Annotated in this window: 26 protein-coding genes; 5 read left to right on the top strand and 21 right to left on the bottom strand. The window is 69.7% G+C overall.

Translation table 11 applies throughout. From position 1 onward, the window contains the following. Window positions 1-31 precede the first annotated feature (31 nt). From ACFUPX_RS02575 to ACFUPX_RS02505, 15 genes are all read right to left on the bottom strand, one after another. Entirely contained in the window at window positions 32-2704 is a 2673-nt protein-coding gene (locus ACFUPX_RS02575; RefSeq protein WP_383314560.1) for a hypothetical protein, read from the bottom strand. After that, window positions 2705-3373, bottom strand: coding sequence for a hypothetical protein (locus ACFUPX_RS02570; protein ID WP_383314557.1), 669 nt, complete (start codon window positions 3371-3373; stop codon window positions 2705-2707). 4 nt (window positions 3374-3377) lie between these two features. After that, window positions 3378-3845, bottom strand: coding sequence for a hypothetical protein (locus tag ACFUPX_RS02565; protein WP_383314553.1), 468 nt, complete (start codon window positions 3843-3845; stop codon window positions 3378-3380). 54 nt (window positions 3846-3899) lie between these two features. Continuing rightward, the gene (locus tag ACFUPX_RS02560; RefSeq protein WP_383314549.1) at window positions 3900-4328 is read right to left on the bottom strand and encodes an HK97 gp10 family phage protein; all 429 of its coding nucleotides are present in this window, start codon (window positions 4326-4328) and stop codon (window positions 3900-3902) included. Beyond that, window positions 4321-4491 (bottom strand): hypothetical protein, encoded by a 171-nt coding sequence (locus tag ACFUPX_RS02555; RefSeq protein WP_383314546.1) that lies wholly within the window; start codon window positions 4489-4491, stop codon window positions 4321-4323. Before ACFUPX_RS02555 ends, ACFUPX_RS02560 begins: the two co-directional genes overlap by 8 nt. Further along, a complete protein-coding gene (locus tag ACFUPX_RS02550) occupies window positions 4488-5060 on the bottom strand; it encodes a hypothetical protein (protein ID WP_383314543.1) in 573 nt (190 codons plus the stop codon). The genes ACFUPX_RS02555 and ACFUPX_RS02550 overlap by 4 nt, the downstream gene beginning before the upstream one ends. Then, window positions 5057-5860, bottom strand: a complete 804-nt coding sequence (locus tag ACFUPX_RS02545; RefSeq protein ID WP_383314540.1) for a hypothetical protein — start codon at window positions 5858-5860, stop codon at window positions 5057-5059. The genes ACFUPX_RS02550 and ACFUPX_RS02545 overlap by 4 nt, the downstream gene beginning before the upstream one ends. A gap of 2 nt (window positions 5861-5862) precedes the next feature. Continuing rightward, the gene (locus tag ACFUPX_RS02540; RefSeq protein ID WP_383314536.1) at window positions 5863-6291 is read right to left on the bottom strand and encodes a fibronectin type III domain-containing protein; all 429 of its coding nucleotides are present in this window, start codon (window positions 6289-6291) and stop codon (window positions 5863-5865) included. Next, entirely contained in the window at window positions 6291-7088 is a 798-nt protein-coding gene (locus ACFUPX_RS02535; protein ID WP_383314533.1) for a hypothetical protein, read from the bottom strand. The genes ACFUPX_RS02540 and ACFUPX_RS02535 overlap by 1 nt, the downstream gene beginning before the upstream one ends. 193 nt (window positions 7089-7281) lie before the next feature. After that, a complete protein-coding gene (locus ACFUPX_RS02530; RefSeq protein ID WP_383314529.1) occupies window positions 7282-8226 on the bottom strand; it encodes a hypothetical protein in 945 nt (314 codons plus the stop codon). Beyond that, the gene (locus tag ACFUPX_RS02525) at window positions 8226-9227 is read right to left on the bottom strand and encodes a hypothetical protein (protein WP_383314526.1); all 1002 of its coding nucleotides are present in this window, start codon (window positions 9225-9227) and stop codon (window positions 8226-8228) included. Before ACFUPX_RS02525 ends, ACFUPX_RS02530 begins: the two co-directional genes overlap by 1 nt. A gap of 95 nt (window positions 9228-9322) precedes the next feature. Then, complete coding sequence (locus ACFUPX_RS02520) at window positions 9323-11194, bottom strand: major capsid protein (protein WP_383314524.1); 1872 nt, start codon at window positions 11192-11194, stop codon at window positions 9323-9325. A 487-nt stretch (window positions 11195-11681) separates the two neighbouring features. Then, window positions 11682-14414, bottom strand: a complete 2733-nt coding sequence (locus tag ACFUPX_RS02515; RefSeq protein WP_383314521.1) for a phage minor head protein — start codon at window positions 14412-14414, stop codon at window positions 11682-11684. Next, window positions 14411-16270, bottom strand: coding sequence for a hypothetical protein (locus tag ACFUPX_RS02510; protein WP_383314517.1), 1860 nt, complete (start codon window positions 16268-16270; stop codon window positions 14411-14413). Before ACFUPX_RS02510 ends, ACFUPX_RS02515 begins: the two co-directional genes overlap by 4 nt. A gap of 28 nt (window positions 16271-16298) precedes the next feature. Further along, window positions 16299-16721, bottom strand: a complete 423-nt coding sequence (locus ACFUPX_RS02505; protein WP_383314514.1) for a hypothetical protein — start codon at window positions 16719-16721, stop codon at window positions 16299-16301. A 94-nt stretch (window positions 16722-16815) separates the two neighbouring features. Between ACFUPX_RS02505 and ACFUPX_RS02500 the strand changes: the two genes are divergently transcribed. From ACFUPX_RS02500 to ACFUPX_RS02485, 4 genes are all read left to right on the top strand, one after another. Further along, complete coding sequence (locus ACFUPX_RS02500; RefSeq protein ID WP_383314511.1) at window positions 16816-16989, top strand: hypothetical protein; 174 nt, start codon at window positions 16816-16818, stop codon at window positions 16987-16989. Between the two features lie 313 nt (window positions 16990-17302). Continuing rightward, window positions 17303-18058 (top strand): hypothetical protein, encoded by a 756-nt coding sequence (locus ACFUPX_RS02495; RefSeq protein WP_383314509.1) that lies wholly within the window; start codon window positions 17303-17305, stop codon window positions 18056-18058. Window positions 18059-18071: 13 nt separating this feature from the next. Then, window positions 18072-18293: a hypothetical protein gene (locus tag ACFUPX_RS02490; protein WP_383314505.1), complete on the top strand. Its 222-nt coding sequence runs from the start codon at window positions 18072-18074 to the stop codon at window positions 18291-18293. Window positions 18294-18407: 114 nt separating this feature from the next. Next, on the top strand, window positions 18408-18752 hold the full coding sequence (locus ACFUPX_RS02485) for a hypothetical protein (protein ID WP_383314502.1): 345 nt from the start codon (window positions 18408-18410) through the stop codon (window positions 18750-18752). 43 nt (window positions 18753-18795) lie between these two features. Here ACFUPX_RS02485 and ACFUPX_RS02480 read toward each other — a convergent pair whose 3' ends face one another. From ACFUPX_RS02480 to ACFUPX_RS02470, 3 genes are all read right to left on the bottom strand, one after another. Continuing rightward, the gene (locus ACFUPX_RS02480) at window positions 18796-19551 is read right to left on the bottom strand and encodes a hypothetical protein (RefSeq protein ID WP_383314499.1); all 756 of its coding nucleotides are present in this window, start codon (window positions 19549-19551) and stop codon (window positions 18796-18798) included. An 87-nt stretch (window positions 19552-19638) separates the two neighbouring features. After that, window positions 19639-21204, bottom strand: a complete 1566-nt coding sequence (locus tag ACFUPX_RS02475; protein ID WP_383314496.1) for a terminase large subunit domain-containing protein — start codon at window positions 21202-21204, stop codon at window positions 19639-19641. After that, the gene (locus tag ACFUPX_RS02470) at window positions 21201-21773 is read right to left on the bottom strand and encodes a hypothetical protein (RefSeq protein WP_383314492.1); all 573 of its coding nucleotides are present in this window, start codon (window positions 21771-21773) and stop codon (window positions 21201-21203) included. The genes ACFUPX_RS02475 and ACFUPX_RS02470 overlap by 4 nt, the downstream gene beginning before the upstream one ends. A gap of 46 nt (window positions 21774-21819) precedes the next feature. On the opposite strand from ACFUPX_RS02470, the gene ACFUPX_RS02465 reads away from it, so the two are divergent. Then, the gene (locus tag ACFUPX_RS02465; protein ID WP_383314489.1) at window positions 21820-22221 is read left to right on the top strand and encodes an ASCH domain-containing protein; all 402 of its coding nucleotides are present in this window, start codon (window positions 21820-21822) and stop codon (window positions 22219-22221) included. Here the strand turns inward: ACFUPX_RS02465 and ACFUPX_RS02460 are convergent. The 3 genes from ACFUPX_RS02460 to ACFUPX_RS02450 are packed head-to-tail and all read right to left on the bottom strand — an operon-like array spanning window position 22206 to window position 24138. After that, window positions 22206-23324, bottom strand: coding sequence for a GNAT family N-acetyltransferase (locus ACFUPX_RS02460; RefSeq protein ID WP_383314486.1), 1119 nt, complete (start codon window positions 23322-23324; stop codon window positions 22206-22208). The genes ACFUPX_RS02465 and ACFUPX_RS02460 overlap by 16 nt on opposite strands. Next, a complete protein-coding gene (locus ACFUPX_RS02455; RefSeq protein WP_383314483.1) occupies window positions 23321-23932 on the bottom strand; it encodes a ParB/RepB/Spo0J family partition protein in 612 nt (203 codons plus the stop codon). Before ACFUPX_RS02455 ends, ACFUPX_RS02460 begins: the two co-directional genes overlap by 4 nt. Further along, a complete protein-coding gene (locus ACFUPX_RS02450) occupies window positions 23929-24138 on the bottom strand; it encodes a helix-turn-helix domain-containing protein (RefSeq protein ID WP_383314480.1) in 210 nt (69 codons plus the stop codon). Before ACFUPX_RS02450 ends, ACFUPX_RS02455 begins: the two co-directional genes overlap by 4 nt. Window positions 24139-24235: the final 97 nt, after the last annotated feature.

Here is a 24235-nt window from a genome sequence, read left to right as displayed (position 1 = left end):
TTGGGGTCCTCCCTTCGGGGTTGGTGTGGGGTCAGAAACTCGCGCGGGCCAGACGGCCGGCGACCGCGAGGGCGACGGCTTCGGGGTCGCGGGCGGGGGTGACGATCTGCACGTTGCCGATCAGGGGGTTGCCGCTGCCTGCGCCCTTGTTGCGGCCCTTGTCCTGGTCGAGGAAGGAGGCGGCCCCGGAGGCGTAGAGGAGTTCGCGGGCGCGCTGGGGGCGGGTGAGGGGGATGACGACCTCGGGTCCGGCCTCGCCGATCAGGGCGCGGGTGGGGCCGGTGACGATGCCGCCGCGCGCGAAGGGCAGGAACTTCTTGAGGGGGCCCGGGATCGTGGACTTGATCATCGAGGCGATCTTGGAGCCGATGTTGCCCATGGCCTTGACCACGTTGCCGGGCAGGTTCCGGGCGAAGCTGACGACCTGGCCGCCGATGCGCTTGGCCGCCTGCCACGCCTTGGTGAACACGGCGCCGACCTTGGAGGCCAGGCTCCCCAGCGCGGAAACGATCTTGCCGGGGATGCCGCGCGCGAGCGAGACGACAGCGGAGATCCCGGACGTCGTGGCGCTGCGCGCGGCGGCAAAGACGCTGCGGAAGAACGAGCCCATCGACCCGAGCAGCGAGCGGACCGCGCCGAGCGCCCGGCCGGGCAGTTGGGCGAAGAACGAGACGGTGGCCGAGACCCCGGAGGAGACGATCGAGCGGACCCCGGAGAACATGCCCGAGAAGAACGAGGCGATCCCGCCTGCCAGCCACGCTAGCGCGCCCAGGATCCGCCCCGGCAGTGCGGCGAAGAAGCCGACGACGGCGCCGAGCCCAGCACCCACGGCGCCCGCGACCGCCGAGAGGATGCCGCCCAGGGTGCCGGGCAGCCCGGAGAAGAACGAGACCGTGGCCTGGGCCGCGATGACGATCCCCCGCCAGGCGGCGACGAAGGCGCCGATCACGGCCATGCCGACGCCTTGGAGGAACCCGAAGACGGTCTGGACGACGTTGCGGAAGCCCTCGAAGCGCTGGTAGGCCAGCACGAGCGCGGCGACGAGGGCGATGACGCCGACCACGATCAAGCCGATCGGGGAGGCGGCGAAGACGAAGTTGAGCGTGGCCCAGACCAGTTGGACGCCCACGATGATCGTGCGCAGCAGCGCGAACGCCTTGACGGCGGCCATGATCCCCAGCGCGATCGGCAGCAGCGGGGCGGCGAACTGGATGAGCTGGGCGGCGATCGGGACGATCACGGACAGGAACGCGGCCGCGACGGTGACCAGCGGGGACAGGGCGGCCAGAACGGCGCCGAGGGCGGCTCCGACCTGCGGCAGGATCGGCCCGAGGGTGACGAACGCGTCCGAGAGGGCGGTGCCGAAGGCGAGCAGCCCGGGGCCCATGGCGGTGATCGCGTCGCCGATCCCCTTGATCGCGGCAGCGACGCCGGGACCAAGGGCGATCGCCAACTGGCCGACCAGGGGCGCGATCTGCCCAAGAGAGGAGATCAACTGCGAGAATACGGGCCCAAGGGCCACGCCGACCTGCTGGAGCCCCCGGAACAGGGAGACCAGGGAGGACTGGCCCTCCCCCGACTTGAGGAAGCGCTCGACCTCCTTGAGGACGGAGCCCACGGTCAGCAACAGGTCCCCGGAGGCCGCGCGCGCCGCGCTGAACACCGCGTTGAAGATCCCGCCGAGGCTGCCGAGGATCGTGCCCAGGGACTTGAATGCGGTGAGCGCGTTGTTGACCCAGCCCAGCGCCTGTCCGGACTGGGACACCTTCGTCATCCACGTGCCGAACTTCGTGGTGACGTCCTCGATGCCCATCCCCAGGCGGCGGCCGAAGGTGTCCGAGACGACCCCGGCCAGGTCCATGAACCCGGTGATGAGCGGCTTGGTGCCGTCCGCCAAGCCCTTGACGGCCTTGCGGGCGCCCTCGGTGATCGAGGACACGTTCTGCATGCCGCGCGAGGACTTGATGTAGTTGATCGCCGCAGCCCCGGCGCGCCCCCACTCGGTGGCGATGCCCGTCGCGGCCGACTTGACCTGCGACATCACCCCCGACGTGCCGCGCAAGGCTGCCGATAGCTGGGTGTAGATGGCCGCCGAGGCGGACTTCTTCATCGCGTCGAACTGCCCTTGCAGGGGCCTGAACGCCTGCTTCACCCCGTCCGCCGCGAGCGCGAGCGCGCCCAGGGCGGCCCCGGCACCAGCGAGGCTCGCGGGGGCGGCGGCGATGATCCCGAACAGGGGCGCCAGCGATGCGGTGAAGGCGACGATCTGCCCGGAGGTGACGGCGGCCTGGGCGCCGAGCATGACGATCGCCAGGCCCATCGCGAAGATCTTCGCCGAGGGCAGGAACCGGGTCAGGCCCCGGAGGGAGCGCGTGAGTTGACTCGTGTCACCGCGCACAGGAACGGTGACGGGGCTGGGACGCATCGTCCTCAGCCGGGCGTTGAGGAGCGCGGTGTCGGGGTCCAGGCGTACGGGGACGCTGGGCCGCATCGCCGATAGGCGGGTGCGCAGGCTGGCGACGTCGGGGTCCAGGCCGACCTTGACGGTCAGGGACGCGGTGACCTGGCGCAGCTTGCGGCGGAAGTTCGCCCAGTCCGCTTCCAGCTTCACCGCAACCTTGTGGTCGCGCAGTTCACGGCGCAGGGTGCGCTTGAACTTGGAGACGTCGGCGTTGACGTCGACCATCGTCTCGGCGAGCGCCATTTACGGTGCCTCCCCTTGCGTGGTGCGGGCGGGGAAGGACTCGGAGGAGGCGGCGTTGAAAGCCGCGGCGGCCTCATCGGAGGTGAAGGTGCGGTACTTGGAGCCGGGCACCTGGGGCGCCCCCCTGTCGGTGCGGTCGCCCGTGAGGGGCGGAGGCGGGGCGTTGGTGTCGGCCGCGTTGGCGTACTCGGCCTGGATACGGCGCACGGCGGCTTCGTCCTGGGCGCCTTCCAGCGCCATGGCGTACATCGCGCCGAGCACGCGCCGCAGGGGCGCGGTGAGGGGGTCGATGCTGGTGCGCCGCGTGCAGTACGCCTCGAAGTCGATCCACTGCCCGCCGACGAGGTGGCCGGCCAGGCGTACGGCGGTGGGCCAGGGGCAGCCCGCTACGGTCTCGGCGACCTGGCAGGCCATGCGGTGCAGGTCGGCCTGGTCGACGTCTTCGAGCTCCTGGTCCATGAGGGCGTAGGAGAGCTGGAGGTCCTCGTCCAGGAGGCGGGCGATGTCGCCCCAGTCGCCGCGTGCCAGCGCGTTGATCCACCAGCCGGTCTCGACGTCGGGGACCAGGATCTGGTGTTCGCCCAGGAGCAGTAGGAAGGGCGTGTCGGCGGGACCGCCCTTCCAGTACGGTGCGCCCTGGTCGGGCGCGGCTGCTCCGGTGCGTGCCATGGGGTTACTCGGCCCCCGCTGCGGTGTCGCTCAGCGTCTTGCGGGCGGCGCGCGGCCGGGCGGGCTTGCGGGAGCCCGTGGGGGTGCGTACGGCGCGGCGTTGGGCGCGCGAGCCACGGGACTCACGGGACTCGCGGACTTGGTCGACTTCCTCGGCCATGTGCGGGGCCCAGAACTCCATGACGGCCTCGAAGATTTCGGCCATCACGTCGTCGTCCAGCGCGTCCTCGCGGTCGCGGTAGCGGCGCTCCAGGTAGATGCGGTCCCCGTCGCCGAAGCAGGCGTCCATGAAGCTGCCGATCGCGTACTGCTCGTCGGCCATCGTCGCCGCCGAGGAGAGGGAGGCGATGAGGCGGGACCACATGCGGGACTTGGGGCACTGCGCGGTCAGGGGCTGCTCGTCGAGGTCGAACTCGAAGGGCGGGGCCATCTCCTGGGGTGCGGTGTCGCTGGTGGTGAATTGCAGCGCCATGTGGGGTTCCTTGCGGACTCGAGGTTTTGATTGAAAACCGAACGATTGCGGGGTTCAGCGCAACTTGCGCACCGGCCACGGGGAGGAGCGGCGCAGCGCGGTCACGAGGTAGTGGTGGGCGCGCGAGCCGCGCACCGACTTGGCGAAGACGAATCCGCGGGCGCCCTTGGGCTTGAACCGCAGGTACTTGCCGCGCTTGGGCCGGATCGGGGTGCCCTTGGGCCCGTAGATGCCGGTGCCTTCCTCCTGGTAGATCGCGTAATCGAGCGTTGAGCCGATGCGGGCGTGGACGCGCTGGCGGCCGGGCTGGGCGAAGACGGTGACCTTGATGGACGCCTTCAGGACCCCGGAGTCGCCGGGGGCGAGCGCGCGGGCGTTCTGCTGGGTCAGCCGGGCCACGCGCGTGACTTCGCGGACGACGGGCCCGCCGCTGCCGTAGAGCAGGCGGTTGATCTCGGCGTGGTTGAGGCGTACTTCACCCATCGCGCTCCTCCCCCGCCTGCTGTTCGGGAGGGTCGGGCAGGAGGGTGACCAGCCCTTCGCGGAGCAGGGCGTCCAGGAAGCCGGTCTGCTCCACCCGCAGGACGGTGCCGGGCTCGGGGCTGCCGCCGTAGCGGCGCTGTACCTGGATCCACACGGCGCTCACCAGGCCCCCCGCTTGACGGGCTCGGGGTCGGGCACGGTGATAAGCCGGTTCATGCGCGGGGTGCCGGTGACGATCGCGCGCAGCTCACCGCCCGCGCAGTTGCCCGACGACAGCGGCGTCCAGGTCGTCGTGCGCTTCCACCAGGTGCCCAGCTCGGGCGGCAGCGTGCAGCACATCACCGCCCGCCGCATCACCTCCGCATCGGCGAGGAACTGCTGCGCCTCCCAGTTCAGGACGTCGGCGGGCGGGGCCAGGCCGTCGTCGGTGAGGTAGATGCACCGGTAGACGGCGAAGGCGAACTCCGCTTCCACCAGCGGGTTGGCGCACGGCTGCGCCCCCGACGCGCTGCGGTTGTCGTTGTCCGTGGCGCGGATCTCCACGACGCGTGCGTACAGGCGCCCGTCCGAGCCGTCCTCACACGTACACTCCCCGCACCCGTCGGCCACCAGGAGGTCGGAGTGGTGGCGCATCGCGCACACGCACAGCGGCATCCCCTCCTGTCGGAACTGCTGGCACAGGCACGCGGTCAGCATCGAGAGGATGCGGCCGATGGTGGAAAGGCTCTTCACCGGCCCCAGCTCCCGAAGTCGCTCGGGCCGGTGCGCTGGCGCGGCATCTTCGGACCGTCCGGCGACCAGGAGCTGGCGCGGCGCATGACCTTGTGGGGGTTCACGGCCTTGATCCACATGTCCACTTCGGGGATGCCGGTCAGGCCCTCGGTGTAGAAGCCCTCCGCGTCGAAGCTCCAGGTGACGCCGTCGCGCACGACGCTGGTCACGCGCGAGGGCAGACGGCAGTTGTCGCCCGCACACAGACGCGACAACTCGCACGCCAGCAAGCCGACCGCGCGGCGGCCGGCCTGGCTGAGCGGCTTGCCGCGCTCGTAGGTGACCGCCCACGTGCCCGGCTCGGTGAGGTCGCGTTCCAGGTGCTGGCAGGAGGGCCAGGAGCCGCCGTCCGTGCGGAGCAGGGAGCGCCGGTCGTAGACCGCGTACGTGGAGGGGTCCAGGGTCTTGCCGTCGACCATCACGGAGATCACGCGGTGGACGGGGCCGGGCAGGATGACGGTGGGCAGCTCGCTGCCGCACTGGCAGCCGTCGCCCTTCTGGCAGGTCAGGTTGTAGAACTGGCCGCCGATGAGCGCGGGCATCCACTGGGGGCCCTGAGCGCCTGCGCACCGGTCGCAGGGGTCGCACGGGCACGGCACGTGGCAGGGGCGCAGGGTGCGCGGGCACGCACCGAACTGCCTGCCGGTGAGCGCCCAGAGGACCTCCGTCGCCGTGGCGACGGAGGTCTCCCATACCCCGTCGGGCAGCCGCTCGACGGGGCAGCAGGTGCGGTCGGCGGACCAGCCGCAGGGCTCGGCCATGCTCACGCCTTCGGGGTGGCCTTGACGGTGGCGGCGTCGGAGTCGGTGACGTTCGGCGGGATGCCGTTGGCGACCACCGACACCGTGTACTCGGTCCCGGCGGTGGCCTTGGTCAGCACGACGGTGGCGACGTGGGAGGCGATGGCCACCGCGCCCAGGGTCGGGCCGGTGGGCTTGACGGTGACGGTGTAGCCCTTGTCGCCCTTGGAGGAGTCGACGACGGTCCCGGCCGGGACCGCCCAGGTGACGGTGAAGCCGTCTGCCTTGATGGCGGACGCCTTGAGGTCGGTGACCTCGCCCTTGGTGGGCCAGCCCTGGTACGCCTCGACCGCCTTGAGGCGGGCGTCGAGATTGGCCAGGTCGTTGTTGAGGGGGGTGTCCCAGCTCTTGGCGCCCTTGGCGGGCAGCTTGAACGGTTCGATGGCAGCCATCAGGCCGTACCTCCGTAGGTGTCGTCGCCGTAGCCGCCTTCGCCGTAGCCCTTGGCGGACGGCGCGGGCTCGGTCGGGGTGATGTCGACGGTTCCGGCGTCGGAGTCCGTCTTGGTGGTGCCGTCGCCCTTGGCGGTCACCGAGACCGTGTAGGCGGTGTCTGCCGCGATCTGGCCGGTGACCTTGACGAACGGCTTGGCCGGGGTGGTGAAGTCGACGGCGCTGACGGTGGGCTCGCCGGGGATGATGCTGACGACGTAGCCCTTGTCGCCCTTGCTGGCGTCGACGCCCGCGATGGCGGGCCACTCCACGTCGAACTCCGTGGTGGTGGCCGTGCCCTTGCCGACCGGGGCGGGCGTGGGCAGCTTGGCCGGGGCAACGACGGTGCCCGCGACCTCGTTGGAGGGGGGCGAGTCGGTGGTGTCGTCCACGGCGATGACGCGCCACAGGTAGTCGCCCGCCGTCAGCGGGCCCGGATCCTTCAGCTCACGGTCTGTGGCGGCGGCCGAGTCGGCGACCTTCGTCCAGGAGCCACCGGTCTTGGGCTTGCGCTCCAGACGGAACTTGGTGACGTTCTTCCCGTCGTGCGTGTACGTGATGGTGGCCCCGGCCACGGTGGGCGGCGACGTCTTGAGGGCGGCACCGGTGGGCGCGGCGGGTGCGACCTTGCCGGTGGTGAACGTCGCGGTGGCCGCCGTGCCCTTCTGCCCGGCACGCATCGGCGTAACGGTCACCGTGTACGCGGTGTTCGGTGTGAGCCCGCTGGCGTTGTACGGCGGCGATGTGACGATGGGCATCAGAAGCCCTCCCCGGGGGTGTTAGGGGTCTGCTCGGCTGGCGTGGGGGGCTGGGGTGAGGGCTGGGCGATCTCGCCACCCGCCTCGGATTCCGTGACGCTGACGTCGTAGGAATCCGCGGTGGGCACCGCGTCCCACTGGATCTGCGCGCTGACATCCCGGATCGGGGAGACGCGCAGCCCAGTGGGGGCGGTCAGCTCTTGAGAGGGTTTGCGACAGCCGCCACCGTGACGCCCGCGACGGTGGCCGAGGCGTTCTTACGGCCCGGCTCGGTGTAGACGTGGTCCACAGACGCCTTGTTGTCCTTGACCTTGCCGACGCCGCTGGTGCCGTCGCCGAAGTCGAAGATCGCCGGGGTGTCGTCGGGAGCGGTTCCGGCCCAGGCGAAGGTGAACTTCATCTTGTCCGAGGCGTCGACGGTTGCCGTCAGCGTCGCGCCACCGGGCGCGGGCAGCTCGAAGGCGCCGCACTGCGGGTTCGGCGGAGCAATGCTCGTATGCCGGATGAGGCGCACCTCGTCGGGAGCCATCGGCGCCAGCAGCGCGGACGGTGTGACGCCGTCCGTGCCGGGGACGACCTTGTGCGGGCCAACTCCCCAGTTCGATCCGGCCTGCGCGTTGCCCTTGAACGTGAAGTTCACGCTGGACGCGCCGATCTCCAGATCGCCCATGATCCCGGACGTCAGCCAGGGGGTCAGGATGTAGCCGTGGGCGCTGGTGGCGTTGGGGTCGTCGCAGATGTTCGCGCCCTGCAGGCCGGTCCAGACCTCAAGGGCGAAGCCAGCCCTGTCACTTGGCTTCACGCTCTCGCGCCAGCCGACGACGTCGCCCTTGCCGTCGAGCTCCAGCGCGTTGGCCGGGTTGATCAGCCCGATGAGCCCCGGGTCGACGCGGCAGAACTCGATCTCGACACCGATGTACTTGATGTAGTCGGGGATCTTCAGGTAGACGCATCGCTGGCCCTGGGCGTTGGTCTGCTCGATCTCCTCGCCCTCGCCGATCTCGGCGGTGTACTTCACGGTGATGAAACCGTCCGAGACGGCCTGGGAGCCTGCCCCGTAGATCGGGCGCCCGCAGCCGTCCACCCGCGTGAGGCGGATGCGCTCTCCGAGCACTGGTGTAAAGCACTTGGTAGCCATCAGGCGTCCTTCTTCGCGGTGGGGGTGATTTCGACGAGGTAGGAGTCCGCGCCGGGCACCCGGTCCCAGTCGATGAGCGCGGTGGTGACGCCGGGGGCGCCGACCACGTGCACGTTGGTGGGGGCGGGCAGCAGGTCGGGCTTGGGGCTCTCGTCGATGACGGGCACCGCGAAGAGCGGGCAGTCCAAGGTGACGAGGATCGTGCGCTCCGCCACGGCGTAGGCCAGGTTCGAGGCGGGGTCGAAGTAGCCGGACGTACCGGGATGCTGGCCGGGCTCGACCTCGACCTTCGAGCGGCGCACGACGGCCTGACCGGTGGCGTACAGCCACGCCACACCCGGCGCGTCCGCGTCGTCGTCCTCGCCCTGGTCGGCAGGCGTGTAGCCAGAGCCGAACACCCAGGAGGCCCCCAACGGGGAACGGTGGCGCGGCCCTTCGGGGACAGCCAGCCACGCGGAAACGGCCGGCGCGGCCATCCGCCGCGGTGCGTGGATGAGCCCGGCGGCCACCGTCGACTCGCCCAGGGCCTCTTCGAGCAGGGCCACACCGGCGGTCAGGGAGACGGGGGTGGTGGAGAGCTTGACGGCCTTGGAGCTGTCCAGGCGGGGCAGGATGCCTGCCTTGCCCTGCCACAACGCGCGCTCCACCAAGCGTTCTTCAGCCGCCGCGAGGCGGGCGCGGGCGCGCTGGGCGGCGTTGTCGAAGCCGATGCGGTCGCAGGAGATCCCGGCGTTGATCGCGAAGGGGAACGCGGTGTCCCAGTGCGGCCGGTCCAGGCGCTTGACGCCGTTGTCCTGCTCGGCGGTGGGGTCTTCGGGGTTGCACAGGGCCCAGTAGCCGCCATCTGCGCAGTCGTCGGTGGTCCACGTCGCGTACGCGTGGCGCAGGCGCGGGGTCTCCAGCACGGTGGCGGCCGAGTAGAGGCCGTAGCGGCGCTGGGTGGGCACCGGCTGATCGGTGAGGATCTCTAGCGGTGCCAGGCCGGTGGTGGGTGTGCTCACGGGGTTGCCCTCCCTTCGTCGGGCTGGCCCCCCGGCCCCGCGCTCAGGTGACTTGAGTTGCGCGGGGCCGGGGGACGATCAGTGGTCCGAGAGGGTCAGACGGCCGGGCAGGTGACGCCCATGGCGGGAACGGCTCCGCCGGTGGTGGCGCCGTCCGCGCACAGGTCGATCTTGATGAGGCGCGAGACGCCGCACTTGCGGCCCAGGAGGTGGGCCTCCTCGGTGAACAGGCTGATGAACTTGTTGCCGGGGATCGCCGGGACGACCGGCGGGCCGGTCTGTGCGGCGCGGCCGAGCAGGTTCACGCTGTCGTAGATCGAGTCCAGGCTGATGATGTCCTGGCGCGCGGAGACGTAGGCGCCTGCGGTGTAGATCAGGATCTGGAGCGTGGTCGGCCAGGTCAGCACGCTGTCGCTGTCCAGGTCCTGCCAGTCGTAGACGTACTGGACGCGGGCGTGACGGTCGGTGAACCACTTGTTGATCCGCTGGTCCGACACGTCGAGCAGGTCGACGCCCTGGCGCTTGGCCAGGTCGGAGCGGATGACGCCGTGGACCCAGTGCGGCATGACGACTTCGAGGGCCGCGGTGCGCCCCATGCGGTTGGCGTTGCGGATCTGCTCGATCTGGAACTCCAGCGCACCGAGCAGTCCGGCCGTGGCGCCGGGACCGTAGTTCACCGTGCCGTCGTCGCCGCCGGTGGACTTGTACTCGATGGTCTTGTCGGCGCCCTTGACCATCGCGGCGATCGTGTCGTGGTTGATCTTGTGCTCGTGGGCGACCAGGAGGCGCTGGGTCCAGTCGCGGACCTGCTCGGGCCAGCTGTGGTTGCGCAGGATGTCGGCCTTGATGCACATGCCGCGCGGGCGCAGCCGCAGCTCGGCCCAGTCCGGGCACGGGAGTTCGGCGCACGGCTTGACGGCGGGACGCTTGTCGGGGTCGCAGACCTCTTCGTCGGTCCAGTCCCACGTCATGTCGTCGAGCTTCTTGTAGACGTCCGCGAAGTTGGGGGTCTTGGGCCAGCGGATGCCGCCGTGGCGGACCGTGATCGTGGGGACGTCGAGCATGCCTTCCCGGGTGGCCAGGTCGGGGCAGAACTCCCACAGCGTGTCGCTGGGGCTGCACCAGACGTCGCCCTGGGCGACGGTGCCGGTGGCGCAGGCTGCGACCAGGGAGCCGCCCGGCAGGCGCCGTTCGTCGGCCGCGTAGTCCAGGACGCGGTGGTCCTGCTCGTTGCGGGCGACCAGGTTGCTCTCGCGTGTCAGGTTGAACTGGGCGATGTTCACGCCGCCGGTGTCGGCGTTGGAGCGCCCGATGCGGGCCAGGCCCTGCATGCGGCGGGTCGCGGCGTCGATGAGCTGGTCGAACGTCAGCTCCTGGCCGGTGGAGTAGCCGGGGATGTCGGCGCTGGCGGTCAGCGACCAGTTCGAACCGCGCTGGGCGCCCGTGCGGTCCGACTGCAACGCGCCGAAGTTCGTGGTGGCCGGGCGGCGCGAGGCGGCGACCGTGGCCGGTGCGCCCTCTGTGATCGACGATGCGTCGTTGGGGACGGCCTCGCCGGTGGCTCCGGTTCCCTCGGCGCCAGCGCCCGCCTCGCCCACGGTGGAGGCGGCCTCGGCGGCGGGCTCGGCGCCCTCGCCCTCGCTCTCGGCGGTGTCGCTCTGGGGGTTGAGGCGGCCGTGGAGATCGGCGATCTTCTGCTGGCGGGCCTCTTCGGCCTGCGTGATCTCGCTGCCGCGTGTGCGGGCGGCCTCGACGATCTCGGTCACCAGCTCCAGGTTGGTGACGTCCTCGTCCGAGCGGGACTCCGCATCCACGATCTCGCGTCCGGCTTCGAGTCCGGTCTCCACGAGGGCGGCGACCTCTTCGGCGCCGTGGGAAGCGATGGCCTCGTTGATGAGTTCGGTGCGCTGGGAGGCGTCGGCCTCGGCAAGGCGCTGGAGAAGAGAGTTGAGCTGTTCGCGGTTCATCGCGAGAGATCCGTTCGGGCGTCGCTTCTCAACCACCCCTCACGGGGGTGTGGTTGCGACCCCGGCCAGACGCCAGTCGGGTCTCCTCGCACCCCGGCCGGAAGCCAGTCGGGCGCGCCTGAAGTTGTACGGCAGATCCGGGCCGGTCACCGCTCACATTTCGAGGGGGGGGTTCGAGCCGTGAGCGGCGGGGTGGGTCGACCGGCCCGGACGACCGTCGTAACGCTGAGCATAGCGCTAGTCGCCGTCAGTGACCTTATGTTCGTAGTAAGTCCCCGCACCCCACCGTGCACGTGACGCGTCCGCTTCCACCCACGTCACGAAATCACGGCGACTTTCGCCGTCCTCGAAGTGCTGCCCCTCGGGCAGCTCGTGACGCCACACCACCGCCCCCGTCGGGGCCTTCGCCGACCCGTCCCACCCGCTCGGGCTGAACCCGCCGCCACCGCTACCGCAGCACATACCGCTCTCCGTTCCTGACCTTCATTCAGCGCCTGCCTGCAAGGCGCTTGGCATTCCACTCGGCGATCGCGGCCTGGGCCTTGGCAACGGTGTCGGGCTTGACGTTGCCGCCGCCGCGCGCCCACCGCTTGCACGTGTTCACGGCCGCCGCGATCGCGTGACTCTCGCTCATGCCCTTGCGCTTGAGGTGTTTGGCGATCCGCTTGATGTAGCGCGGCAGTCCCCCGGCCTTCTCGACCCAGTTCTTGCGCTTGAACTGCCCGGTGCCGTCCCCGGCGAGGAACTGCTCGGCCTCGCTCAGGTCGTCGTCGGTGAAGTCCTCGAAGACGCCTGCCGCTTCGTCCTCGGACAGCTCCTCGGCAGCCTCGTCGTCGGCGCGGTCGGGGATGTCGGACTGCGTCACCGGAAGAGGGTCCTCGTCCTCGTCCGCGTCGAGGCGGGCGAAGGCGTGCACGGCTGCATCCCGGCGCGACTTCCGGCTGGGCACCACGGCCTTCCCCATGGCCCGCGTGGTGAACGCGTGCACGGCGGCCTCCGCGCGCACCTTGCCGAAACGCTCGCGCAGCGAGGCGGTGAAGGCCTCGCCGGCCGTCTGGGCGGCTTCCTCGGAGCGCAGGGGGGTGTTGAGGGTGGCGAGGGCGGCGGCCAGGCGCTGGGTGAGGTCACCGATGGCTCGCATGGTCTCCTCACCGCCCGGAGGGACGGGGATGGCGTCGCTGTGCAGGGTCTCGAAGGCGTCGCCCTCGTCGATGACTCCGGCGGCGACCAGGGAGACGGGCTTGTCGTCTTCGAGGTAGACGCTCGCGCGCAGGACGGGGAAGGCGGGCCGGTTGACCGCGAGGGCGGCCACCAGGTCCAGGCCCTGGCCGTTGTCGCGCCAGTCGCCCGACAGCGGGGCGCGGCGCAGGGTCGCGATCTGCTCGGCGCTGGCGCCGGGGGTAAGGCTGCCCGCGACCCAGATGCCGTGTTCGTCTTCGCCGGTGCGCACGATGGCGGCGCCGTAGCCGGTGTCGGAGTAGAACGCCATGGTCTCCGAGGCGGTGAGCCCGTGCTCCGCGTGGCTCGTGCCTGCGGTGAGAGTGCCCACGCGCAGATAGTCGCCCTCAGCGGTGAGAACGGAGCCGACCTCGAACTCCCGGTACGCGCTCGGGCTCTTAGGGGCGTAGATGTACTGGCCGGGGAAGCTCATGTGCGGCCGGTTCCACTCCGCGAGGTGCCCGAAGACCTGGCCCTGGGGGGTGACGTGCATGCCGGTGGGCTTGTCGAACCGCGGATCCTCGAACCACGCGGAGGGCGGGGCCAGGGGGATGGCGGAGGCGATGAGGGAGGCGCGCTGCACTTCCTCGGCGCTGGGCTTGAACGCCTGGCGCTTCTTGCGCTCGGGGTCGTCGGTGATCAGGTCGTCGTCGATGCCGGGCGGCTCGTCCACGGCTTCCTCGTCGCCGTCGCCGTCCGCCACCGGCACCACGGTGTGCTGCTCGCCCTCGGGGTGCTCGTCCTCTGGGAGTTCGAGGTCTCGCTCCTCGCCCCCGTCGGGGGTGACGGTCTCGTCGGTGAGGATGCCCCCGCCCACGGGAGCTGGCTCGCCGGTGTCGGCGTCCTCTTCCTCGGGGTCGGGGTCGCCCGCCAGGCGTGTGGGCTTGTCGACAATGCGGATTTTCGCATGCGTGTCGAAGGCGGGCTGACCCACCAGCGTGGCCCCCGACAGGCGCCACGAGCGGGCGACTTCCACGGGCTGCTCGGGGTTGGAGTCATCGAGCTCCATCAGCGCCTTGTCCAGGTCGACGGAGACCCAGCCGAGGTATCCGCGGTGCACCTTGTCGGCGACCTTCACCGCGTCGGGGTCGAGGCCGTCGAAGGTGCCCTGCCCGTGCAGGACGCCGTCCTTGATCCAGGCTCGGCGCAGGACGGCCATGCCCTGGATGGCGCCCTCGTGGCGCTGGGACAAGGTGGGCTGGAAGAGCAGCGGCAGCGGGAGCTCGCGGGTATCGAGCTGGCCGGTGGCAGCCAGGCGGCGCATGTCGGCGCTGTTGGCGCCGATCGGGGCCAGGGGGCCTTCCCACCAGATGTCATCCGGCGTCCGGCTGCCTTCGGCTACGGGTGTGGTCATGGTGGCTCCGGATGCGGTGAGCGGGGCGGGAGTCAGGCGGATCGAGCACCGGCAGTTGAAGGTGTTGCCGGGGCTGGCGGACGTGGGATCGCCGGGGAACATCAGGCGCTCGCCGTCGACGATGAACGGCTCGGTGACCGAGACGGTCTGCCCGTTGGCGTGCACGTGCGCGGGCCGAGTGCGGTCGTCGAGGTGCGCGCGCCACGTCTTCAACACGGGCGTCTCGCGGTGGCGGACGATCGCGGCCGCCAGCGTGCCCGCGTTGTGCGCGGAGCGCATCTCGGATGCGGTCAGCGCCTCAAGCCAGCGAGCGTGGGCGTCGTCTTCGAGCAGCACCGTCCACTGCTGTGGGGGCGCCCCGGCGAGGTGCTGGTAGACGTTCTGCGCCCAGTGCGAGCCCTGCATGCGCGCCACCGCGTCAGCCGCCCAGGCGCGCGCCTGCGGGTCCAGGTCCGCCAATCCGCCGGCTCCGCTGAGGTACGCCTCGTAGAGGAACGGTTCGAGGTGGGCGGGGACGGCGGGGAAGGTGTCGGGCCAGCCCGCCAGACCTTGCGTCGCGAGCGCTGTGCGGGCGGCCCGCAGGAAAGCGCTCAGGGCGCGGCGCAGGGCGGTGGTCGCGCGCTCGATGAGCCCGGGAAGGGAGTTCATCGCAGGATCCCGGCCTCGGTGAGGTGGCGGCGCAGCATGGCCGGTTCGTGGGCCTGCTGGGAGGTGATGAGGTGGCGGGTGTAGCGGTCGACGGCCGCGACGCCCTCGGCGTTGGCGTACTCCCCCAGGTGCAGCCAGGCGCCGTCCAGGAGGCGGGAGAGGTCGGTCTGGGCGCGGATGTGGGTGTGCATCGTCCAGACCGGGACCTGGGGCAACTGGGCGGTGCGGCCGGGTGTCATGCGGCGTCCGGCGACTTCCAGGGCGCGGCGTACGGCGAAGTCCGCGGCTGCCATCAGCCCGTCCCCCGAGGTGCCGGTGGGCGGTGCGGTGGGCCGCTGGGTGGTGGGTTGCTCGGTGGGCAGTTCGCGGCGGTTCTCGATCGCGGGGCGGGCGTTGGCCCCGGGAGCGCTCTGGCGCTGCCCGTCTGGCGCACCCCGGGAACTGGTGGCACCGGCGCCGGTGGTGATGCCCAGGGCGGGCAGGACGGCGGCGGCCATCTGCGGGTTCTCCGCCAGCTTCCACAGCAGGCGCTCGCGCTTCTCCTGGTCGCCGGGCTTGTCCTGGTCGCCGAACCCGGACTCGCGGCGCAGTGATTCTCCGGAGAGTTCGCCCCGGTCGTAGAGGAGTACCGCGTCGTCGGACTGGTCGGGGCGCAGCGTGAGTTCGGTGGTGTCGGCGTAGATGACGAACGTGTCGGCGTCCCTGCGTCCGTCATCGAGCATCAGGGGGCGCAGGTAGCGGTCGGTGAGGGGGTGCGTGATCAGCGACAGCAGCGGGTTGACGTGGAGGGCGACGGCCTCCTCTGAGATCTGCCAGCTCGTCCAGTGATTTGAGTCTTCCTGGCCCAGGATGACGGCCGGGGGGACGTCCATGCCGATGGCGACCTTGCGCTGAGCCTGCACCAGGAGTTCGGAGGACCGTTCATCGAACTTAGAGGAGATGTCGATGTGCTGGATGTTCTTGATGTCCTCGCCGCGTGCCCGGATGAGGATGGGCACGACGGCGCTGGCGCGGTCGCGGTCGGTGATCGCGGGGACCATGTTCTCGATGAGTTCGTCCATGAACTCGTCGTTGTCCTCGCGCACCGTCCCCTCTTCATCCACGGGCGCGGTCTCGGCGCCGGTCAGGGACGCTTCCTGGGGGACGGCCAGGATGCCGTTACCGGCTAGGCGGGAGTCGATCGTGGCGTTCACGTGCGCGGTCAGCCCGCACAGGATGCGCAGGTCGGCCAGTAGCGGCTGGACCGGAGAGTCGGCCAGCCACGGCCTCTCCGGGTCCGGCCGCCACATCCGGCACACGAAGCTCGTCCCGTTCTCCAGGTCGACCCACTCGTGGGGGCCGATCTGGATGCGCAAGGGCGAGTCGGAGCCGGTGCCGAGCTGCTGGATCGCGGACTTGGAGACGGTGCGCCACACCTCGGCCTTGGTGGCCGGGTCGGCGTAGGCGATCAGGTACCACTCGCCGGGCACGGTGGCATGGATGGCCATCTGCGCCAGCAGCTCGGACTGCCCGGACGCGCCGCCCGCCCAGGACGCCAGATAGCGGTCGATGAGCGCCTGGTCGTCGACCGGGTCGGGTGTGCCGTCCCCGCGCGGGTCGATCCTGCCGAGCTTCAGCGTCGCCTGGGAGCAGGCGTTGGACAGCCACCGCACGCCCTGGCGCAGCTCGCCGCAGGAGCGGTAGTAGCCCCACGCGTTCTGCTGCCACTGCTGCTGGGCCGGGAGGAGCCCCGAGAGCTGGGAGCGGGACTGCCCCCGGCGCTTGGAATCCGCGGTGGTGCGCCTGGGTTCGCGCAGCAGCTCGGCGGAGGAGATCAGGGAGGCGCCGCGCAGCGGCAGAAAACGCGACAGCGGCATGCCCGCTCCCCTCATGTCGGGTCAGACGTCAGCGGGCGAAGCTGGAGTTCAGGGCCCCGACCAGCCAGCTGGTCGCCAGCACGGAGATCGCCGCATAGCCGAACTCGCCGACGCTGCTAGGCCAGTCGCCGATCCAGTACACGAGGACGTACGCGAGCAGGGCGATCCAGAAACCGATGCACCAGGCGCAGGAGACCAGCGCGAACACGCCACGCTCACCGGGCAAGCGCATGGTGTCCGGTGCGGCGGTCGGCGCGGTGTCCGTGTCGCCGTCGCTGCTGCCGCTGCCGTACATCGGCGAGACCTTGGCCTGGTCACGGCGGTAGGCGGCCAGCGCACGTGCGGCGAGCTTGTCGCGCAGCGGGTGCGTGATGTTGTCCGTGGTCACCAGGCGCGTGATTCGCGCGACGGCGAAGACGAGGAGGACGAATACCGTAAGTGAGAGAGGCACGTCAACAACGTACGCTTTGTGATCACTTGAGTGATCCTTCGCTTAACGGAAAGTGATCACAAGTCGTATGCGTGGACGCCCTACCGGGGTAGCGATGGGGGCCATGAAGGAGATCGCCGAGACCACCCGCCGCCGCTTCCTCGCCTCCCTGGCCCTGCCGATCATCGCCCTGACCCAGCCGCTCGGCGCGGCCAAGGAGAAGCTGCCGCCCGCGCTTGCCTGGCGCAAGGGCGGAGCCCCGCGCGGCAACCTTCTGCACGACGACTGAACGTCCGGACGCGCACCGGGAACTCACGCTCCCGGCACTGGAGCTGACGAGGTTTCCCCTCAACTCGACCGCTATTGCGCTTAGTTGATTTGCGGACTTGCTTCTGCGACGTTCACCACCAGGCTATTTACCGAACGTTTACCGGCTGATGCAAATGTCGCGTTGCGGGACAGCAGGAACAACGGGGGCAAAAGTGCACGAGGGTAACGGATCAATCCAGTCTGCCTGAATGGGAGAAACTGTGAGAAACCGATCCAAAGGCAAGAGACAAGCGCGCAGAGCACTGATCGCGGTTCCGATCGCAGCGATCTCGGTGGTTGCGCTTGCGGGCTCCGCCAACGCCCACTACGTCTACGAACGAGCCGAGCTGTGGGTCAGCGGTAACGGCAAGCACTGCATGACCAACAGGAGCGAGGTGTCCAACGGCACAGATAACCGGGGGTACGCCAAGGGTGACGTGACCTCGTGGATGGACCTGAACGCCATCCCCACGGACTGCCAGCACCAGTACAAGCGCCCGGCCGGCCACCTGCGCGAGGGCATCGCGATGTACAAGTGGAACGGCAGCGACTGGTACAAGTGCAAATGGACCAGTGAGTGGTTCTCCAACACGAGCATGGCGTACAAGTACGTGCTCGAATGGCCCGCCAAGGACCTGTCCTGGGGGTGCGGCGAGGGCTGGTACGGCACGATGAACTTCGCCACCATGACCTACAACGCGGAATCCATCTTCCCCAACGGCGTCCCGGGGCTCTGGTCAGGCGCACACTCGGGCCTGAAGGGAATGTCGGATGAGCCGCCGCCGCCCCCGCCGGATTGGGTCAACGACGACGGTGTGGCCACTCCCGAGGCAACACCGGACAAGGTCGGCGTAGTCGACTCGGAGGGGCGCGTAGTCATCGGGGACGATGGCAAGCCAGTCAAGGTGGATACGGCTCCCGAACCGCCTACGGACGCCAACACCACTTATGGTGGCAAGCGTTCGACATCTACAGATGGGGAGGGGAACGTCACGGAGACGTCCACGATCGAGCCGACCAGCCCCGTCGCCAGCGCCTCAACTCTGTAGCCAGCGGAGGATCATGCCACCGAACGAGAGCGACCGTGCACACGCAGCAGCGGTAGCCCATTACCTGGCTCGCCGGATCATTGGTGTCGCAGCGATCGGCTTCTTGGCCTACGCCATCTTCATCATCGTGATCACACGCGGCTTCGGAGCACAGCCGTTCCTGGGGATGCTGTTGATGGGGTTCATCGCCAGCGGCACAGCCTGGCTCTGGATGAGGCTCTCCGACGGGAAATGATCCCGGCATGCACGTGAGGAGCCTCCACCCAGACTGGGTGGGGGCTCCTCGGCACTTCATGAGTTGGCCAGAAATTGCGTTCACGTCATGAACCTAACCCGCTAGCCTGGCAATGTGAATGAGAGATGGGCGGACCTGCACCCCGGCGGCCTCGTCGAAGCCGCGAGCGTGATGGGGCTGACGAAGCAAGCCGCCGCCCGCGCGCTGAAGCGCGGTCCCGCACACCTGCTGATCGCCGAGCTGGCCATGGGGCCGCTCTACGACCTGGACGCAGTGGAGGCATGGAACATGAACCGCAAGAAGACACCGGGCCCGCGCCTGGCCGACAGCCTGCGCAGCGCGACTCAGGCCATGCAGGGCATGGCCGACGCGCACGACGCCTACGAGCGATCACAGACCACCGTGACCGTGGAGCGCACCGATCAACAGCCCACCCAGGCAGCGGAGATTGAGCGCTAGTCCCACCATCCGTGAAGCCCGCACCCCTGGGCAGCGTGCCCTTCTACCTGCTATCGCCGACGCATCCGGACGCAGCCCTGAAGGCCGGGTCACCCGTGATAAGGCCGGGCAGTACCTTTACGCCGGGGTCTGCTTTCTCCAGCACCCCGTAAGTGGAGCGCGGGTCCATCTGGTCGAGGCCACTCCCGGGGGCGCGCACCCAGTACCCCCCGTCTCGATCCATGAACTCCACGTACTTGACTTCAACACCCGGATTATCAGGCAACTTGCCAAGATCAGCACGAACCGTCTTTGAGTACCGCAGCGCTTTCTCTTCGACGATCATGTCCGAACAGGGTCCGATGACCGACATGGTCTGCTCGAACTGGACGACATCCACATGCCCCACCCCGACGGCTGGTTCGACGTATGCCCAGAAGACCAGGCGTACCGATTCCACTGGGTCCTGAGACCTGTTCCGCAGGTGCACAGTGAATTCGTTCTCGCTGTCGATCTCCGTCCAGGCGGCTACCTGGCTTGCCTGGTCGCGTGTCTGGCGAGCGGCGTCCTCTCGGGACTGGTCGAGTTGATCTTTCGAGACCGCTGCGCCGTAGTAGGTCGCGATGGCGGTGAACAGCAGCGTGCCGATACCTGCGATGACCCCGGCCACCGTTCCCCAGGTAGCCCAGTCGATGCGTCGCAGTCTCCCGCCGCGTGACTGCTCCCCGCCGTCCCGCACTCGCGCCCTCACGCGGTCGGGCGACGGACGACGCCTCGCCAGCCTCAGCCGCTCTCCCCTCAGGTTGCGACCTCCGGGCATGCGCTCCCCCTCGCCTCATGCACCACGCCAACTGTCCTGCGCACAATCGAAGTTAGCGCCAGACTGGCTCAATGGATGGCGATCGTTCTAGTCCTGGCCGCCTCCGTAGGAGCGGCGGTTGATCCTGCGGCCCTGCCCGGCCACGCGGCCGGCGATCTGGTCCCGGGAGCCGGTGGGGCTGCTGACGGACTTCGCGGAGTTCGGCGGGCCCAGCAACTCGTATGCCAGCAGTACGGATGCGTCGATGCGACCTGGTGACCAGGACGAGTCGGGCTGGTAGGTGCGCCATTCCATGACCAGCTCGGGCAGCAGGTCGGCGAGGCGGATGCGGTCTTCGCGGAGCTGACCGGCGACGGGCTCGGCCCGCAGGATCTTTCCCTGTCGGGCCGAGCGCAGCTCGATGAGTGGCGGGATCTTCGTGTACGGGTTCCTCGGCCGGTCCTCGTCGTCCTGGTGCTGCTCGTTGTGTTCGCGGCGCAGCTTGTCCCAGGCGCCCTTGACGGCCAGCTCGGCCTGGTCGCCGCCGAAGTTCTTCTCGATGACGATGATCGAGGCGTTCGTCTCGGCCGCCAGGACGCAGGCGGCGCGGGACCAGGCGTCGGAGGACATGTGCGCGGTGCGGTCGTGCGTCCAGTACAGGCGTTTGTCGGTGCCGATGTAGCCGCCGATGATGCCCGCGGAGTCCCGGCCGCCGCCCGAGGGGTCGACCGCGACGCCGATTCGGCGGGCGCCGGGCAGGCCGGTGAGGTGGGTCTGGGCCCGCATGAGTTCGGAGGAGACCAGGGCGCCTTCTACGGGCTGGGGGTTGCCCTGGTAGAGGGCGCCCCAGTCGAAGGGGCTGGAGCCGCGCTTCTTGCGCTGCCAGTGCGCAAGGAGCGCGGCGCGGTCGCGGGTGGGGACCTTGGGGTGGGACAGCGGGTCGCCGTCCTGCCTGCCCAGCGGGTCGGGGCCGGTCAGGGACTGGTCGGCGATGGCGGGCATGTGGATGACCGTCCAGTCGCCGCCCTCTTCCACGCGCCGCTCATCCTTCAGGAGGCGTCCGGCCAGATCGTCTTCGTGCCAGCGGGTGAGGATCAGAAGCGTGGGTGCTCCGGGAGCCAGGCGCGAGACGAGGTCGGCGGAGTAGGAGTTGGCCACGCGCTTGCGGCCGGTCGGGGAGTCGGCCTCCTGGCGGTTCTTGTGGGGGTCGTCGATGACCAGGAAGTCGCAGGGGTGTCCGGCCAGGGAGCCGCCGATGCCCGCGCAGCGCACTCCCCCGCCCGTGGTCAGGCGCCAGTCCGCGACGGATGAGCGGTCTTTGTCGAGGTACAGGTCGAAGTCGGCGCCGTAGGCCCGGATGAGCTTGCGGATCGCGCGCCCGCGTTCCTCGGCCAGCTCGGCGCCGTAGGACACGATGATGACGTGATCGGTGGGGTGCAGGATCAGCCACCAGAACACCCCCCACACCGCCGCCGCCGTGCTCTTGCCGACCTGCGGCGGGCAGGTGATGAGGATCTTCGCCCCGGCCTCGGTGCGGCAGCGCATCAGCGCCCGGCCGATCACCTTGGCGTGGGGGCGCGGCTTGAAGCTGGCGTCGCAGGAGCGGGCCAGCGTGACCGGGTCGGAAATGCGGTGCAGGAAGCGCAGACGTTCGACGGACGTCTCGGTGCTCACGCGTCCTCGTCGTCCGTGTCGTAGTCGATGGTCACCGGATCGTCGGGGCCCACATCGAGCTGGGCGACCAGGCGCGTGACCTCCGCGCGCAGTTCGGTATCGGATGCGGGGACGGCGGTGACCTTCACGGCCGGGCCGTCCTCGATGCCGCCGATGTTCAGTCGGGTGCCTTCGACGGCGGGGCGCAGCACCGAGTACAGCTTGATGAGTTCGTTGGTCGTGTACTCGCGCTCCTGCTGGAGACCCTTGACGAGCTGGCGCACAGCCAAGCCGGTGGCGGCGACCATCTGCTTGGCGTGGGAGCGGCGGGCCGCGTCGAGGGCGTCGGCTTCCTTGCGGCGCGTTTCGACGTCGTACGCCTTGGCGCGCTCGTGCCAGTGCATGCGGTAGGCGAGCTGCTGCATGTAGGCGACCGAGCGCGTCAACTCCGCTGCGAGCGTTCGCACCTTCCGGTCGCGCATCTTCAGGTACGCCTCGAAGCGCCGGAAGTTGGCGTCCGACTCGCGTGGCTGCTGGTCCCAGGGGTCACGCGCGGGGTCGAGTGTGAGCGGGGTCTTATCGGCGGGCATGATTGTTTTCCCTGGTCAAAGCGGTGTTGACGATAGAATGCGCGGTATGAACCCTGCTGTCGCCGATGCGGCTTCCACCCCTGCGCTGACCATTCGCCAGCCGTACGCCGGGCTGGTCATGGCGGGCATCAAGGACGTCGAGAACCGCTCGTGGCAGTGCGCCTACCGGGGGCCGCTGGCGATCCATGCGGGGTTGCAGCGCGCCACGTTTCCCGAGGACGTGTCGGTCGCCCGCTTCACGCGCTTCAACGGCGTCCGCGAGCGGCTGGATGAGGTGTACGGGGCGATGCTGGGGTGGGTGACGCTGGTCGACATCGTCACCGGCCACGACTCGCGGTGGGCGATCGAGGACATGTACCACTGGGTCCTTGCAGAGCCGGTGCTGCTCGATGACGCGCGGCCGATGCGGGGCAGGCAGGGGCTGTGGACGTATCACGCAGCCCCCTGACCGGCGCTCTGGGCGGGCGGCGTGTACTCGAAGCTGCGCGTGGACAGGAAGCGCACGTCCAGGCCGCGTGCGCGCATCTGTGACTTGGGCCCCACGGCGAGAGACTTGCGGCCTTCGGTGACGTTGCGCCAGCGCCGCGACTTGGCGCAGGAGGCGTGGATGGCCGGGTGCGCCGAGGTGATGCGGAAGCGGTACCCCTCGCGCCACAGCTTGGCCCCGAGCCACTCGGACAGGTAGGCGCCGATGCCCAGGCCCTGATAGTCGGGCAGGCACACGATGCGGTGCGCCATCTTCAGCGTCTTGGTCTTGGGGTGGGGGAAGTGCACGTACGACGCGAAGGCGACGCACTCCCCCGCCGCCGTGTAGGCGCCGTAGCAGCGCGCGGCGGGGCTGAGGGCGGCGCTCAGATAGTGGTGGCGTGCAAAGCGGGGCCACGTCTTGCGGCCGTCGATGGCGTGAAGGGTGAGGTCGAGCCGGGGGCGGGGTCGAACCGACCTCCAGGCGAAGTCCGCGGCGGCCACGTCCAGGACCCAGTCGGGCTGGAGCCAGTCGGTGACGTCGTAGTGGCAGGTGACGGCGACCAGTTGGCGGCCGGTGCGCCGCACCGTCTTGGCGGCCGTGTGGGAGGCGACCTTGGCGACCTGGCGGTCCACGGTCGAGGTCCATTCGTCGACCACGGCCACCTCCCCCGGTTCGGTGGTGGCCAGGCGCAGGGCGACGTCCGCGCGGAAGCCCTCGCCGCCCGAGAGGGTGTGGCGCGGGCGCATCCAGGTGGGCGGGGAGGACAGGCCGACCGAACAGAGCAGGGCGGTGATGTCCTTGATGGACATCTGGGCGGGGAAGTTGTCGACCAGCGCCCGGCCGTCCCAGGGAAGCTGCACGGCCATCTGGGCGGGCCACACGTGGCGGGCGGCCGTCGACTTGCCCGCACCGGAGGGGCCGACGATCAGGCCGACCTGCCAGGGCTTGTCGTCGATGGGCAGCGGCACCGACCAGCGGGTGACGGCCTTCTCGGCAGGCGGTACGTCGAACATCGAGGACAGTTGCGCGGTGCGGGCGGTGGTCGGTGTCGCGCACTCGACTGCGAACTCGACCGTCTTCACGCCGACATCACCGCACGGCAGTTCAGGCCCTCGGCCTGGAAGCGCTCCAGCAGCGCGACCTGCTGTTCCTCGTCGGTGGTGGAGATGATGACGCCCCACACCATCGAGAGGTCTTCCTCCTCTGCGTCGCCGCCAGGCCCGAGGCCGGCACTTTCCGCGTCGAGTTCGGCGCGGGTGAGGTCTTCCAGGAGGTCGTCCAGGGCGACGTCGGTGTAGCCGGTGGCTTCGAGGCCGCGCTCGCTGTCGCGGTATTCCTGGAGGACGGAGGCCAGCAGGGCTTTGTCGTAGCCGCCTGCGTCGTGGCTGGCGTTGTGGCGCAGGCGGAAGCGCCCGGCGTCCTCATCGTTCAAGTCGACGAACAGGGCAGGCACTTCGGAGGCGCCGAGATTCTGGAGGGACAGGAGGCGGCCGTGCCCGGCGATCACATAGCCCGAGGACTTCTGGACGACGACGACGTCAGCGAAGGAGAAGTCCTCGATCGAGCCGCTGATCTCGTCGATGTCGTGGAGCTTGGCGTTGCGCGGGTGGGGCTTGATGGAGTCGATGGGCACCATCAAGTGCTCTAGGCCCGGGGCGTAGTTGACCTTCGGTGCGCCGTTGTCGGTCATCGGTCATCGCCGGTGATGGGGCGGGGGCGGGTGCCGATCTTGCGCAGTGGGGTCTGGGCCTCGACCAGGAGGTTGCGGACGAGTCCGTAGCTGTAGCAGGGGGTGGTGTTGACGAGTTGGCGGATGCTCTTGCCGGACTCGTACTTGGTGCGCAGTTCCTTGGCGAGGCGCTCACGGGCGGGGCCGCGCAGCATGAGGCGTGACATGTGACCGATCGTCACCCATGTGATCACTCAAAGTGTTGATCGGTCACGGTGAGTTGGAGGCTGCCGGGGGTGCGCCCCTGCGCTCCCCCGGCGTCCC

Source organism: Streptomyces sp. NPDC057302 (assembly GCF_042667685.1).
Classification (GTDB): Bacteria; Actinomycetota; Actinomycetes; order Streptomycetales; family Streptomycetaceae; genus Streptomyces.
This window is presented reverse-complemented; position numbering and strand designations above follow the sequence as displayed.

What these genes read in the sequence shown, in the direction of transcription:
- ACFUPX_RS02575 (WP_383314560.1), bottom strand. Translation starts at nt 2,704, where the DNA reads ATGGCGCTCGCCGAGACGATGGTCGACGTCAACGCCGACGTCTCCAAG.
- ACFUPX_RS02570 (WP_383314557.1), bottom strand. Translation starts at nt 3,373, where the DNA reads ATGGCACGCACCGGAGCAGCCGCGCCCGACCAGGGCGCACCGTACTGG.
- ACFUPX_RS02500 (WP_383314511.1), top strand. Translation starts at nt 16,816, where the DNA reads ATGGGGGCCATGAAGGAGATCGCCGAGACCACCCGCCGCCGCTTCCTC.
- ACFUPX_RS02490 (WP_383314505.1), top strand. Translation starts at nt 18,072, where the DNA reads ATGCCACCGAACGAGAGCGACCGTGCACACGCAGCAGCGGTAGCCCAT.
- ACFUPX_RS02470 (WP_383314492.1), bottom strand. Translation starts at nt 21,773, where the DNA reads ATGCCCGCCGATAAGACCCCGCTCACACTCGACCCCGCGCGTGACCCC.
- ACFUPX_RS02520 (WP_383314524.1), bottom strand. Translation starts at nt 11,194, where the DNA reads ATGAACCGCGAACAGCTCAACTCTCTTCTCCAGCGCCTTGCCGAGGCC.
- ACFUPX_RS02545 (WP_383314540.1), bottom strand. Translation starts at nt 5,860, where the DNA reads ATGGCCGAGCCCTGCGGCTGGTCCGCCGACCGCACCTGCTGCCCCGTC.
- ACFUPX_RS02465 (WP_383314489.1), top strand. Translation starts at nt 21,820, where the DNA reads ATGAACCCTGCTGTCGCCGATGCGGCTTCCACCCCTGCGCTGACCATT.
- ACFUPX_RS02455 (WP_383314483.1), bottom strand. Translation starts at nt 23,932, where the DNA reads ATGACCGACAACGGCGCACCGAAGGTCAACTACGCCCCGGGCCTAGAG.
- ACFUPX_RS02560 (WP_383314549.1), bottom strand. Translation starts at nt 4,328, where the DNA reads ATGGGTGAAGTACGCCTCAACCACGCCGAGATCAACCGCCTGCTCTAC.
- ACFUPX_RS02515 (WP_383314521.1), bottom strand. Translation starts at nt 14,414, where the DNA reads ATGAACTCCCTTCCCGGGCTCATCGAGCGCGCGACCACCGCCCTGCGC.
- ACFUPX_RS02565 (WP_383314553.1), bottom strand. Translation starts at nt 3,845, where the DNA reads ATGGCGCTGCAATTCACCACCAGCGACACCGCACCCCAGGAGATGGCC.
- ACFUPX_RS02530 (WP_383314529.1), bottom strand. Translation starts at nt 8,226, where the DNA reads ATGGCTACCAAGTGCTTTACACCAGTGCTCGGAGAGCGCATCCGCCTC.
- ACFUPX_RS02540 (WP_383314536.1), bottom strand. Translation starts at nt 6,291, where the DNA reads ATGGCTGCCATCGAACCGTTCAAGCTGCCCGCCAAGGGCGCCAAGAGC.
- ACFUPX_RS02480 (WP_383314499.1), bottom strand. Translation starts at nt 19,551, where the DNA reads ATGCCCGGAGGTCGCAACCTGAGGGGAGAGCGGCTGAGGCTGGCGAGG.
- ACFUPX_RS02535 (WP_383314533.1), bottom strand. Translation starts at nt 7,088, where the DNA reads ATGCCCATCGTCACATCGCCGCCGTACAACGCCAGCGGGCTCACACCG.
- ACFUPX_RS02450 (WP_383314480.1), bottom strand. Translation starts at nt 24,138, where the DNA reads ATGTCACGCCTCATGCTGCGCGGCCCCGCCCGTGAGCGCCTCGCCAAG.
- ACFUPX_RS02510 (WP_383314517.1), bottom strand. Translation starts at nt 16,270, where the DNA reads ATGCCGCTGTCGCGTTTTCTGCCGCTGCGCGGCGCCTCCCTGATCTCC.